We start from the raw sequence: 12,321 nt of genomic DNA on the forward strand, positions 1-12,321 counted from the left end.
ATGGACGAGTTAAAAGATGGCTTAAAAATTTATAGCGAAGAGGTAAGAGATGTTCTTTCCGATCCGCCCAAAAGTATTCAAAAATGGGGCAATACAATTTTACTTACATTTATCATTGTATTACTTCTAATTTCATGGTTCATTAAATATCCTGATATTATATCTTCTCAAATTATAGTAACAACAAGCATCCCTCCTCAAAAAGTATTAGCAAAAACAACCGGAAAAATCGAAGCTATCTTAGCAAGTGATAAATCAAAGATTGAGTCGGGTACTCCAATTGCAATTCTAGAAAATTCAGCTAATTATAAAGACATTTTTAAATTAAGAAAAATATTAGATACTATAAATATAGGTAGAACAGAGTTTCCGTTTGAAAAATTAAGATATACCCAATTAGGAGATGTTGAAATTCCTTTTGCAAATTTTCAAAAAGAAAGTATTGCTGAGAAGCTTAATAATGAACTCCATCCTTATAAAATAGAAACAGATGCACAAAATTATGAAGCAATTCAACTAAAGGAACGTTTAAGTATATTAGAATCTCAAAAAAAGATAAATCAAAATGAGCTTATTTTACAAAAAAACGATCTTGATCGATATGAAATTTTATTCAAAAAAGGTATTTATGCATCACAAGAAGTAGAGAAGCAACGATTGCTCTATTTACAAGCGCAAAAAGGATATAAAACTTCACTGAGCAACATCTCACAATTAAAATCTTCATTGAATGAATTAAAAAGAAACAACAAAACGACACACAATAACGAGCGTAAAGAAAATATTAATATAGAGAGAAATAAAACTCAAGCCTTCTATCAGTTAAAAAATGCTATAAAAGAGTGGGAGCTAAAATATGTTTTATCCTCCTCTACAAATGGAGTTATTAGTTTTTTACAAATATGGTCAAAAAACCAAACAATTGAAGCCGGAGAGGCCATATGCGCTGTGGTCCCTAATAACAAAAATATCTTTATTGGTAAAATAAAAGCCCGGCCTTTAAACTCTGGCAAGATAAAAATTGGCCAAAAAGTAAATATCAAATTAATTAACTATCCAGATAGAGAATTTGGCGTTATAAAAGGAATTGTAACAAAAATATCATTAACCCCTGATAGAGAAGGCAATTCACTTATTGATATAGCCTTCCCAAATGGATTGAATACATCTTATAAAAAAAACATAAAATTTCAGCAGGAAATGCAAGGAAATGCAGATATAATTACCGATGATTTAAGACTGATAGAGCGTTTACTATATCAATTCAGAGATCTCTTTACGAGAAATTAGATTTAATTGCAAATTTCACACTTCTAAATATAAAAATTCCTACAATTCCGTTTTTCGTATATTCTTACAATAAACGATTCTCAAATTATGGTATTTCATATAAAAATAGATGCAATAAACCACGTAAAAACACTGTAAATCAATAATTTTTACAAAAAATTAACACGTACATGTCTTTTGTATTAGTTAATATGTTACATTTGCTTTATTATAAATTATTATTACAATTACAATGCGTACAGGTACAGTAAAATTTTTCAATGAATCTAAAGGTTATGGATTCATTACAGACGAAGAAACAGGAAAGGACATCTTCGTTCACGCTTCAGGAATTAACGCGGAAGAATTACGCGAAGGTGACCGTGTAAGCTATGAAGAAGAAGAAGGAAGAAAAGGGAAAGTTGCTGCTAAAGTAGCAGTAATCTAAGAAAAATATAGCAATTTATTTTTTTTGCCTCTGAATGGTTTTAAAAACGTTTCGATTAATTTCGAAACGTTTTTTTTTGTCCATTTCTTAAAAAAATATTAAAAAAAGACCTTCTTATTTATAATCAATAAAAATTAGATACAAACCTCGTTTCACAACATACTTATATCCCTCTTTAGTTTGTGATTTACATAGTTGAAAGTTATCTTTGTGGCTTATTCTTTAAGTAAAAACCCTAAGTTTATGCAATCTGATCAATACAGTTACATTCCAATTTTAATGCAGTTCATTCTGGCTGTTGGTTTTGTAGTAGGAACAATTATTATTTCTGGAAAATTAGGTCCAAAAAGAACCTCTGAAGTTAAAGACAAAAACTTTGAGTGTGGGATTGAATCTGTTGGAAATGCACGTATTCCTTTTTCGGTAAAATACTTTCTTGTTGCTATTTTATTTGTTTTGTTTGACGTAGAAGTAATCTTCCTTTATCCTTGGGCAGTAAACTTTAAAGATTTAGGCATCGAAGGAATGCTTAAAATGATTGTTTTCATGGCTTTGCTTTTAGTTGGTTTCTTTTACATCATCAAAAAGAAAGCTTTAGAGTGGGAATAAATTAGAGATTTTAGATTTAGACTTCTAATCTTTAAAATGAATTAGAATTTAAAATCTAATCCTCGAATAAAAAATTGATTTAAAAAATTGATTTTACTTTTCAAGATTTCAAAAATCTAAAATTTAAAATCAGAAATCTAAAATAAAAATGAGCGATTCAAAAGTAAATATGGTTGCACCGCCAGAGGGAGTTGTAGGAGAAGGTTTCTTCGCTACAAAACTTAACGATGTTGTTGGTTTAGCAAGAGCTAACTCATTATGGCCGCTTCCTTTCGCGACTTCATGCTGTGGTATCGAATTCATGGCAACAATGGCTTCACATTACGATTTGGCACGATTTGGTTCTGAACGTGTGAGTTTCTCTCCTCGTCAGGCAGATATGTTATTAGTAATGGGAACTATTTCAAAGAAAATGGCTCCAATTTTAAGACAAGTTTACGAACAAATGTCTGAACCACGCTGGGTAATTGCTGTTGGAGCTTGTGCTTCTTCAGGAGGTATTTTCGACACTTACTCGGTTTTACAAGGAATTGATAAAGTAATCCCGGTTGATGTTTACGTTCCAGGATGTCCACCAAGACCAGAACAAATCGTAGACGGTGTAATGAGATTACAAGAATTGGTAAAAAGCGAATCTGTTAGACGCAGAAGCTCTCCAGAATACCAAGAATTATTAGCTTCCTATAACATTTCATAAGATGGCTTTAGAAAATACCCTGATTCAAGATAAACTTATTGAAACATTTGATACGAATGTTTTCAACTTTCAACAAGAAAGAGATATTTTTTCAATAGAAACAACTGCTGACAAAATCACAGCGTTAATTCTGTTTTTAAAAAATGATGCTGATCTGCAATTTAACTTTTTAACAGATTTATGCGGAGTTCACTATCCAGATAACGAACTAGATCGTCAATTTGCAGTAGTGTACCACATGCACAACTGGATCGAAAACAAACGCATCAGAATTAAAGTTTATTTAGACGGCGAAAAGCCAGAAATTAAAACTGTTTCAAATATTTTCTTGAGTTCAAACTGGATGGAAAGAGAAACATACGATTTCTTCGGAATCAATTTTATTGGTCACCCGCAATTGAAACGTATTTTAAATATGGATGAAATGGTGTCTTTCCCAATGAGAAAAGAATTCCCAATGGAAGACAGCGGAAGAACTGATAAAGACGACAGATTCTTTGGAAGAACAACAACAAATTGCTAAAAAATAAATAATTCAACATTATAAAATGTCAGAACTATTATTACCACCAGAGCATCGTTATGCTAAAATAATTAAGGAGAAACTAAACGAAGACGGAAGCGAACTTTCGGTACTGAATTTAGGTCCAACTCACCCTGCGACTCACGGTATTTTTCAAAATATCCTATTAATGGATGGTGAAAGAATTCTAGAAGCTGAACCAACTATTGGTTACATCCACAGAGCTTTCGAAAAAATCGCCGAAAATCGTCCTTTCTATCAAATCACGCCTCTTACAGATCGTATGAACTATTGCTCCTCTCCTATTAATAATATGGGATGGTGGATGACATTGGAGAAATTACTAGGTGTTGAAGTTCCAAAAAGAGCACAATATTTAAGAGTTATTGTAATGGAGCTGGCTCGTATTACAGATCACTTAATCTGTAACTCGATTCTTGGTGTTGATACTGGTGCGTATACAGGTTTCTTATACGTTTTTCAATTCAGAGAAAAAGTTTACGAGATTTATGAAGAAATTTGTGGAGCTCGTTTAACAACCAATATGGGAAGAATTGGTGGTTTCGAAAGAGACTGGTCACCAGAAGCTTTCAAAAAACTAGATACTTTCCTTGAAGAATTTCCTGTTGCTTGGCAAGAGTTCGTAAACTTATTCGAAAGAAACAGAATTTTCCTTGACAGAACTGTAAACGTAGGTGCAATCACAGCTGAACAAGCAATGGCTTACGGATTTACAGGTCCTAACTTACGTGCTGCAGGAGTTGATTATGATGTACGTGTAGCACAGCCTTACTCTTCTTACGAAGATTTTGATTTTAATATTCCTGTTGGAAAGTCAGGTGATACTTACGATCGTTTCTGTGTTCGTAATGCTGAAGTTTGGGAAAGTTTAAGCATTATTCGTCAGGCTTTAGAAAAAATGCCAGCCGGAAACGAATATCACGCTGAAGTTCCTGATTATTACCTTCCTCCAAAAGAAGATGTTTATAATAATATGGAATCTCTAATTTATCATTTTAAAATCGTAATGGGAGAAGTTCCTGTACCAGTTGCAGAAATTTATCACCCTGTTGAAGGTGGAAATGGAGAGTTAGGTTTCTATTTAGTTACTGACGGAAGCAGAACTCCATATAGATTACATTTCAGAAGACCTTGCTTTATTTATTATCAAGCATATCCGGATATGATTAAAGGATCGTTGCTTTCTGATGCAATTGTTATTTTATCAAGTTTAAATGTAATTGCAGGAGAATTAGACGCCTAAAAAATTTGTGCCTTTGCGCCTTTGTGGCAAAACAAGAATAAAATGGAAAAAAAACATTACAAACAAGAAATAAATATGACTGAGGCATTGATCGCTCGTATCAATGAATTGATTAGTCATTATCCTGAAGGCAAACAAAAATCGGCTTTATTGCCTGTTTTGCATGAAGTTCAGGATGCTCACAACAACTGGCTTAGTATTGAACTACAAGATAAAGTTGCTGAAATCCTTCAGATCAAACCAATTGAAGTTTATGAAGTGGTTACTTTTTATACCATGTTCAACCAAAAGCCAATTGGAAAATACATGTTTGAATTTTGCCAGACTTCTTGTTGTTGTTTAAGCGGTGCCGAAAATTTAATGGATTATACTTCTGAAAAATTAGGCATTAAAATGGGCGAAACAACTCCAGACGGAATGTTTACCATTGCTGGTGTAGAATGTTTAGGTGCCTGCGGATACGCTCCAATGATGCAGTTAGGCGATTTCTACAAAGAAAAATTGACAGAAGAAAAAATCGATCAGTTAATCGCTGATTGTAAAGATGATAAAATAATATTACACGATAAATAAGATGTCACAAAAAATATTATTAGATAAAATCAATATTCCTGGAATTAAAACCTACGAAGTTTATCGTCAAAATGGCGGTTATGCTTCTGTAGAAAAAGCCTTAAAAACACTTACTCCGGATGAAGTTACTGAAGAAGTAAAAAAATCAGGTCTTCGTGGTCGTGGTGGTGCGGGTTTCCCTGCCGGAATGAAATGGAGCTTTATTGACAAAAAATCAGGAAAACCAAGACACTTAGTTTGTAACGCCGACGAATCTGAACCGGGAACTTTCAAAGATCGTTATTTGATGGAATTTATTCCTCACTTGTTGATTGAGGGAATGATCACTTCTAGTTACGCTTTAGGAGCTAACCTTTCGTATATCTACATTCGTGGAGAATATATGTGGGTTTTCAAAATTTTAGAAAGAGCAATCGCCGAGGCTAAAGCTGCAGGCTGGTTAGGAAAAAATATATTAGGTTCAGGTTACGATCTTGAACTTCACGTTCACTGTGGAGCTGGAGCTTATATCTGTGGAGAAGAAACTGCACTTATTGAGTCTTTGGAAGGTAAAAGAGGAAACCCTCGTATTAAACCACCTTTCCCAGCGGTTTCAGGACTTTGGGCAAATCCAACAGTGGTAAACAACGTTGAAACTATCGCAACGGTGCCATGGATTGTAAACAATTCTGGAGACGATTATGCTAAAATTGGAATTGGTCGTTCTACTGGAACTAAATTAATTTCTGCTTCTGGACACATCAAAAATCCTGGTGTTTACGAAATTGAATTAGGTTTAAGTGTAGACGAATTCATGAATTCTGATGAATATTTAGGAGGAATGTCTTCAAGCCGACCATTAAAAGCTTTTGTACCAGGAGGTTCATCTGTGCCGATTTTACCAGCTGAATTGATTTTCAAAACAGCAAATGGAGAAGATCGTTTAATGACTTACGAATCTTTAAGTGATGGTGGTTTTGCTACCGGATCTATGTTAGGTTCTGGAGGATTTATTGTTTACAATGACACTGCTTGTGTTGTTAGAAACACTTGGAACTTTGCTCGTTTCTACCATCACGAATCTTGCGGACAATGTACGCCTTGTCGTGAAGGAACAGGATGGTTGGAAAAAATCTTATGGAGAATCGAAAACGGTCAAGGCCGTGAAGAAGATATCGAATTATTGTGGAGCATTCAGAGTAAAATCGAAGGAAACACAATTTGTCCACTTGGTGACGCCGCTTCTTGGCCAGTAGCAGCTGCGATTCGTCACTTTAGAGATGAATTTGAATATCACGTTCGTTTCCCGGAAAAAATTAAAAATAGAGATCACTTTGTAGCTGAACCGTTTTCACAAGTAAAACATTTAGTAGGCGGTAAGGTAATCGTATAAAAATAAAAAGCAGAAAGTTATAAAGTTCATGATGTTAAAAAGGACAGCAATTCTTTTCAATATTCCGACTTTCAACATTCAAATCATAAAGAGATGAAAGTAACCATAGACGGTCAAAGTATAGACGTAGAGCCAGGAACAACGATCCTGCAGGCTGCACGTATGATTGGTGGAGATTTGGTTCCGCCAGCCATGTGCTATTACTCAAAATTAAAAGGTAGCGGCGGAAAATGTCGTTGTTGTTTAGTTGAAGTTTCTAAAGGTAGTGAGGCTGATCCAAGACCAATGCCAAAATTAATGGCATCTTGTGTAACAGGATGTATGGACGGAATGGAAGTAAATAGTAAATCTTCTGCCAGAGTAACGGAAGCCCGTAAATCTGTAACAGAATTTTTATTGATCAACCACCCATTAGACTGCCCAATTTGTGATCAGGCTGGTGAATGTGATCTTCAAAATTTAAGTTTTGAGCACGGAAATCCGAAGTCACGTTTTATTGAAGAAAAAAGAACATTTGAACCAGAAGATATTGGTCCAAATATTCAACTGCATATGAACCGTTGTATTTTATGCCAAAGATGTGTACAAGTTGCAGATCAATTGACAGACAACAGAGTTCACGGAGTATTAGATCGTGGTGATCATGCTAATATTTCAACTGGAATTTCTAAAGCAATCGACAATGAGTTTTCTGGAAACATGATTGACGTTTGTCCGGTTGGAGCTTTAACAGACAAAACTTTCCGTTTTAAATCAAGAGTTTGGTTTAACAAACCTTATAACGCACACAGAGAATGTACGACTCCAGGATGTTGTGGTAAAACAACTGTTTGGATGTTTGGTGGAGAAATTCAACGTGTAACGGGTCGTAAAGATGAATATCATGAAGTTGAAGAGTTCATTTGTAACTCTTGTCGTTTTGATCACAAAGATGTGAATGACTGGGTTATTGAAGGACCAAGAGAATTTGAAAAAGATTCTGTTATCAACCAAAATAACTACACTCAAAAATTAGAGAAAGTACAAATCGATACTGAAAAGAATATTCTTATGGGTAGAGATATTGACCGTAAAAAAATTAGTATGGCTGAAATTCCATTAAACACTAACAACAAAATTTCTTAATGATGGTAGATGGTGCGTTTATTATAGAAAAAAGTGTTGTAATTGTTGTAGTTTTTGCTGTAACAATGATTATGGCGATGTATTCTACATGGGCTGAACGTAAAGTTGCAGCTTTCCTTCAGGATCGTGTTGGACCAAACCGCGCTGGATGGGGAGGTTTATTACAACCTCTTGCTGATGGTATGAAATTATTTTCTAAAGAAGAATTTTTTCCAAATACTCCTAATAGATTTTTATTTGTTGTAGGTCCGGCGATTGCTATGAGTACTGCTTTAATGACAAGTGCTGTAATTCCGTGGGGAGATCATTTAGTGATCTTTGGAAGAGAAGTTATTCTTCAGGCAACCGATGTAAATATTGCTTTATTATACATTTTTGGAGTTCTTTCTGTTGGAGTTTACGGTATCATGATTGGTGGATGGGCTTCTAACAATAAATTCTCATTAATGGGAGCTGTTCGTGCTGCTTCTCAAATGGTTTCTTATGAGGTTGCAATGGGATTATCAATGATTGCATTATTGATGATGACCGGAACAATGAGTTTAAAAGAAATGTCATTACAGCAACAAGGGATGAACTGGAATGTTTTCTATCAGCCATTATCATTTTTAATTTTCCTGATTTGTTCATTTGCTGAAACGAACAGAACGCCTTTTGACTTAGCAGAATGCGAAAGCGAATTAATTGGAGGTTATCATACAGAGTATTCTTCTATGAAAATGGGATTCTATTTATTTGCTGAATATGCAAGTATGTTTACTTCTGCTACTATTATTTCTGTATTATTCTTTGGTGGTTACAACTACCCTGGAATGCAATGGATGGTAGAAAATGTTGGTGTAAATACGGCTAACTTATTAGGAATTGCTGTATTATTTGTAAAAATATGTTTCTTCATATTCTTTTACATGTGGGTACGTTGGACAATTCCAAGATTTAGATATGACCAATTAATGAACTTAGGCTGGAGAATTTTGATTCCGCTTTCGATTATTAATATTATGATTACGGGTGCTGTTATTTTAAGACACGATATTGCAGCAGCTTTAGGGTTCTAAAAACCATAATTAGCTTCAAATAAAAACAAAATAGATTTGAGTTTGAATGATCAAATTTTGAATCATAAATTATAATAGTAAAAATGTCAATAGAAACTATATCATTATCGGGTAGAAAAAAAGTGGTGTCAAATAAGGACATGACTTTTTTGGAACGATTGTATCTTGTGGCGATTGTAAAAGGTTTGGCGATTACGCTTAAACACCTTTTTAGAAAAAAAGTTACGATTCATTATCCTGAACAGGTACGTACAATGAGTCCTGTTTATCGTGGTCAACATATGTTGAAACGCGATGAGCAAGGCCGTGAGAACTGTACTGCTTGTGGATTATGTGCATTATCTTGTCCTGCTGAAGCCATTACAATGAAAGCTGCAGAACGTAAAGCGGATGAAAAACATTTATACAGAGAAGAAAAATATGCTGAGATCTATGAAATCAACATGCTTCGTTGTATTTTCTGCGGTTTATGTGAAGAAGCTTGTCCGAAAGATGCAATTTACTTGACAGAATCTAAAGTATTAGTTCCTGCCAGTTATGAAAGAGAAGATTTCATTTTTGGTAAAGACAAATTAGTGATGCCTTTAGAAATGGCTATCAAAAATTCACAACTTAACAACGCTAACTAATGATACACATTCCTGATCTTGCAAACGCAACTCCTGTGGGAGTGATATTTTGTATCTTAGCGTTTATTACAGTAATCACTGCTTTCTTGACTATTTTTAGCAGAAACCCAATTCACTCAGCTATTTACTTAGTGATTTGTTTCTTCTCTATCGCTGGTCATTATTTATTATTAAACTCTCAATTCTTAGCAATTGTTCACATAATAGTTTACGCTGGAGCCATTATGATTTTGTTCCTGTTTACGATTATGTTAATGAACTTAAACGAACAAAAAGATGTACACCGACCAAGAATTACACGCTTGGGTGCCATTGTTTCTTTTTGTTTGATTGTTATTGTTTTAATTACAATTTTCATCAACTCTAAGCCAATTGTGGGTGAATACGATTCAACTGGTGAAGATTTCCAATCGATTAAAGTTTTGGGTAAAATATTATTGAACGAATATATGGTACCATTTGAATTTGCTTCAATTTTACTTTTGGTTGCGATGATTGGAACTGTATTATTGTCTAAAAAAGAAAAATTAAATAAATAATGGGTAATATATTAAATCAAATAGGTATTGAAAATTACATCTTTTTAAGTGTTGTACTTTTTTGTATTGGTGTTTTTGGTGTGTTATACAGACGAAATTCTATTATCGTTTTTATGTCGATCGAAATCATGCTGAATGCTGTAAACCTTTTATTTGTGGCTTTTTCAACATATCATCAGGATGCGCAGGGCCAAGTATTTGTTTTCTTTTCGATGGCCGTTGCTGCCGCGGAAGTCGCAGTTGGGTTAGCTATTCTGGTTTCTATTTTCAGAAACATTGGCTCAATTAGTATCGATAACTTAAAAAATTTAAAAGGATAAAAAGAAATGGATATTAATTTAGCTTTACTTTTAGTATTAACTCCTTTTTTAGGATTTCTAATCAATGTTTTCTTCGGAAAAAGCTTAGGAAAAACAGTCTCTGGAGCAATCGGAACTGTTGCAGTTGCAATTTCTTTCATCGTTACTCTTGTACTTTTTAATCAAATTACTTCAACTGGAAAAGCAATTGAAGTTACTTTATTTGATTGGATTCAAATTAGCAACTTAAAAATCAATCTTGGATTTTTATTAGATCAATTATCTGTTCTTTGGCTGCTTTTCGTAACCGGAATTGGATCTTTGATTCATTTATACTCTATCAGTTATATGCATGATGATGAGAATATGCATAAGTTTTTTGCGTATTTGAATCTGTTCGTATTCTTTATGATTACGCTTGTAATTGGAAGCAACTTATTAGTTCTTTTCATCGGATGGGAAGGAGTTGGACTTTGTTCTTACCTATTAATTGGATTCTGGCATAAAAACCAGGATTACAATGATGCTGCGAAAAAAGCTTTCATCATGAACAGAATTGGAGATTTAGGTCTTTTGATTGGAATGTTCATCATTAGTTCAATGTTCTCAACATTAGATTATGCAACTTTAAAAACTGCAATTGCTGGAGCTTCAAACTTAGATTCATCAATGCTTTCGTTAGCTGCTTTATGTTTATTTATCGGAGCTTGTGGTAAATCTGCTCAAATTCCGTTGTACACTTGGTTACCTGATGCAATGGCTGGACCAACTCCAGTTTCTGCATTAATCCACGCAGCTACGATGGTTACGGCTGGTATCTTTATGGTTACAAGATTAAACTTTGTTTTTGATTTAGCTGTTGATGTACAAACTGTCATTGCAATTATTGGAGCAATAACTTCATTAGTTGCTGCTACGATTGGATTAGTACAAAACGATATTAAAAAAGTATTGGCTTACTCTACAGTTTCACAATTAGGTTTAATGTTTTTAGCTTTAGGATTTGGAGCTTATGAAGTAGCTGTTTTCCACGTAATCACACACGCTTTCTTTAAAGCTTGTTTATTCTTAGGATCTGGATCTGTTATTCACGGTTTACACGGAGAACAAGATATGCGTAAAATGGGTGGGTTACGTAAAGCGATGCCAATCACTTTCTGGACAATGTTAATTTCTTCATTAGCTATCTCAGGAGTTCCTTTTTTCTCAGGTTTCTTCTCTAAAGATGAAATTTTAATGACCGCTTTCCACCATAGTATTCCATTATATGTTGTTGGTTCTATTGCTTCAATCATGACAGCTTTCTATATGTTTAGATTAATGTTCCTGACTTTCTTTAAAGAATTTAGAGGAACTGAAGAGCAAAAACATCATTTACATGAAAGTGGTGCTTTAATTACTATTCCACTTATCATCTTGGCTATTTTAGCAACTTTTGGTGGATTGATTAGTTTACCTGGAAACAGCTGGTTAAACGAATATCTTGCTCCTCTTTTCACAAAAACAGCTGGCGAAGAACATCATTTAGGAACAACAGAATATACTTTAATGGGTGTTGCTGTTTTAGGTGGTTTATTAGGAATTTTAATTGCTTACATCAAATATTTCAAACAAGACAGTGTTCCTGAAAGCGATGAAAACATTACAGGTGTAGCAAAAGTTTTATATAACAAATATTATGTTGACGAAGCTTATGATGCAATATTTGTACGTTCTGTAAACGGATTGTCGAAATTCTTTAGAGACTATATCGAAACAGGAATATCTTCATTTGTTTTTGGATTAGGCAAAGCTGCAAATGAATTATCATTTCAAGGAAAAAAATTACAAACAGGAAGTATCGGATTATATCTATTTGCTTTCGTGTTAGGTCTTTGTGCCATTGTATCTTATATATTTTTAGCTCAATAATTTTA

14 protein-coding genes are annotated in these 12,321 nt (G+C 33.9%); all 14 read left to right on the forward strand.

The annotated features are described in order from the left end of the window. The 14 genes from ACNFIH_RS11575 to nuoL all read left to right on the forward strand — a co-directional run bounded on the left by ACNFIH_RS11575 (position 1) and on the right by nuoL (position 12,316). Positions 1–1,290 (forward strand): HlyD family secretion protein, encoded by a 1,290-nt coding sequence (locus tag ACNFIH_RS11575; RefSeq protein ID WP_426483271.1) that lies wholly within the window; start codon positions 1–3, stop codon positions 1,288–1,290. 232 nt (positions 1,291–1,522) lie between these two features. Then, a complete protein-coding gene (locus ACNFIH_RS11580) occupies positions 1,523–1,717 on the forward strand; it encodes a cold-shock protein (protein ID WP_007137066.1) in 195 nt (64 codons plus the stop codon). A gap of 243 nt (positions 1,718–1,960) precedes the next feature. Further along, entirely contained in the window at positions 1,961–2,326 is a 366-nt protein-coding gene (locus ACNFIH_RS11585) for an NADH-quinone oxidoreductase subunit A (RefSeq protein WP_035646215.1), read from the forward strand. A 148-nt stretch (positions 2,327–2,474) separates the two neighbouring features. Next, positions 2,475–3,023 carry an NADH-quinone oxidoreductase subunit B gene (locus ACNFIH_RS11590; RefSeq protein ID WP_035646217.1) on the forward strand — a complete coding sequence of 183 codons (549 nt, stop codon included), beginning with the start codon at positions 2,475–2,477 and terminating at the stop codon, positions 3,021–3,023. A 1-nt stretch (position 3,024) separates the two neighbouring features. Continuing rightward, complete coding sequence (locus tag ACNFIH_RS11595) at positions 3,025–3,546, forward strand: NADH-quinone oxidoreductase subunit C (protein WP_035646220.1); 522 nt, start codon at positions 3,025–3,027, stop codon at positions 3,544–3,546. A 25-nt stretch (positions 3,547–3,571) separates the two neighbouring features. Then, positions 3,572–4,810, forward strand: coding sequence for an NADH-quinone oxidoreductase subunit D (locus ACNFIH_RS11600; RefSeq protein ID WP_035646222.1), 1,239 nt, complete (start codon positions 3,572–3,574; stop codon positions 4,808–4,810). Positions 4,811–4,852: 42 nt separating this feature from the next. Next, a complete protein-coding gene (locus ACNFIH_RS11605; protein WP_426483272.1) occupies positions 4,853–5,383 on the forward strand; it encodes a complex I 24 kDa subunit family protein in 531 nt (176 codons plus the stop codon). A gap of 1 nt (position 5,384) precedes the next feature. Beyond that, the gene (gene nuoF / locus ACNFIH_RS11610) at positions 5,385–6,755 is read left to right on the forward strand and encodes an NADH-quinone oxidoreductase subunit NuoF (protein WP_035646227.1); all 1,371 of its coding nucleotides are present in this window, start codon (positions 5,385–5,387) and stop codon (positions 6,753–6,755) included. Between the two features lie 93 nt (positions 6,756–6,848). Continuing rightward, positions 6,849–7,880: a 2Fe-2S iron-sulfur cluster-binding protein gene (locus ACNFIH_RS11615; protein WP_035646230.1), complete on the forward strand. Its 1,032-nt coding sequence runs from the start codon at positions 6,849–6,851 to the stop codon at positions 7,878–7,880. Next, positions 7,880–8,938: an NADH-quinone oxidoreductase subunit NuoH gene (nuoH, locus tag ACNFIH_RS11620; protein ID WP_193745210.1), complete on the forward strand. Its 1,059-nt coding sequence runs from the start codon at positions 7,880–7,882 to the stop codon at positions 8,936–8,938. Before ACNFIH_RS11615 ends, nuoH begins: the two co-directional genes overlap by 1 nt. An 83-nt stretch (positions 8,939–9,021) precedes the next feature. Further along, the gene (locus tag ACNFIH_RS11625; RefSeq protein ID WP_035646235.1) at positions 9,022–9,567 is read left to right on the forward strand and encodes a NuoI/complex I 23 kDa subunit family protein; all 546 of its coding nucleotides are present in this window, start codon (positions 9,022–9,024) and stop codon (positions 9,565–9,567) included. Beyond that, the gene (locus ACNFIH_RS11630; protein WP_035646238.1) at positions 9,567–10,106 is read left to right on the forward strand and encodes an NADH-quinone oxidoreductase subunit J family protein; all 540 of its coding nucleotides are present in this window, start codon (positions 9,567–9,569) and stop codon (positions 10,104–10,106) included. Before ACNFIH_RS11625 ends, ACNFIH_RS11630 begins: the two co-directional genes overlap by 1 nt. Beyond that, a complete protein-coding gene (gene nuoK / locus ACNFIH_RS11635) occupies positions 10,106–10,426 on the forward strand; it encodes an NADH-quinone oxidoreductase subunit NuoK (protein ID WP_012023318.1) in 321 nt (106 codons plus the stop codon). Before ACNFIH_RS11630 ends, nuoK begins: the two co-directional genes overlap by 1 nt. A gap of 6 nt (positions 10,427–10,432) precedes the next feature. After that, entirely contained in the window at positions 10,433–12,316 is a 1,884-nt protein-coding gene (gene nuoL / locus ACNFIH_RS11640; protein ID WP_426483273.1) for an NADH-quinone oxidoreductase subunit L, read from the forward strand. The last annotated feature ends 5 nt before the right edge of the window (positions 12,317–12,321 follow it).

This window comes from Flavobacterium sp. 2 (assembly GCF_049949195.1).
GTDB lineage: Bacteria > Bacteroidota > Bacteroidia > Flavobacteriales > Flavobacteriaceae > Flavobacterium.

Bases quoted from the DNA above. Each gene is read 5' to 3' on its own strand.
- ACNFIH_RS11615 (WP_035646230.1), top strand. From the start codon at position 6,849: ATGAAAGTAACCATAGACGGTCAAAGTATAGACGTAGAGCCAGGAACA.
- ACNFIH_RS11575 (WP_426483271.1), top strand. From the start codon at position 1: ATGGACGAGTTAAAAGATGGCTTAAAAATTTATAGCGAAGAGGTAAGA.
- ACNFIH_RS11630 (WP_035646238.1), top strand. From the start codon at position 9,567: ATGATACACATTCCTGATCTTGCAAACGCAACTCCTGTGGGAGTGATA.
- nuoK (WP_012023318.1), top strand. From the start codon at position 10,106: ATGGGTAATATATTAAATCAAATAGGTATTGAAAATTACATCTTTTTA.
- ACNFIH_RS11625 (WP_035646235.1), top strand. From the start codon at position 9,022: ATGTCAATAGAAACTATATCATTATCGGGTAGAAAAAAAGTGGTGTCA.
- nuoF (WP_035646227.1), top strand. From the start codon at position 5,385: ATGTCACAAAAAATATTATTAGATAAAATCAATATTCCTGGAATTAAA.
- nuoH (WP_193745210.1), top strand. From the start codon at position 7,880: ATGATGGTAGATGGTGCGTTTATTATAGAAAAAAGTGTTGTAATTGTT.
- ACNFIH_RS11595 (WP_035646220.1), top strand. From the start codon at position 3,025: ATGGCTTTAGAAAATACCCTGATTCAAGATAAACTTATTGAAACATTT.
- ACNFIH_RS11585 (WP_035646215.1), top strand. From the start codon at position 1,961: ATGCAATCTGATCAATACAGTTACATTCCAATTTTAATGCAGTTCATT.
- ACNFIH_RS11590 (WP_035646217.1), top strand. From the start codon at position 2,475: ATGAGCGATTCAAAAGTAAATATGGTTGCACCGCCAGAGGGAGTTGTA.
- nuoL (WP_426483273.1), top strand. From the start codon at position 10,433: ATGGATATTAATTTAGCTTTACTTTTAGTATTAACTCCTTTTTTAGGA.
- ACNFIH_RS11605 (WP_426483272.1), top strand. From the start codon at position 4,853: ATGGAAAAAAAACATTACAAACAAGAAATAAATATGACTGAGGCATTG.
- ACNFIH_RS11580 (WP_007137066.1), top strand. From the start codon at position 1,523: ATGCGTACAGGTACAGTAAAATTTTTCAATGAATCTAAAGGTTATGGA.
- ACNFIH_RS11600 (WP_035646222.1), top strand. From the start codon at position 3,572: ATGTCAGAACTATTATTACCACCAGAGCATCGTTATGCTAAAATAATT.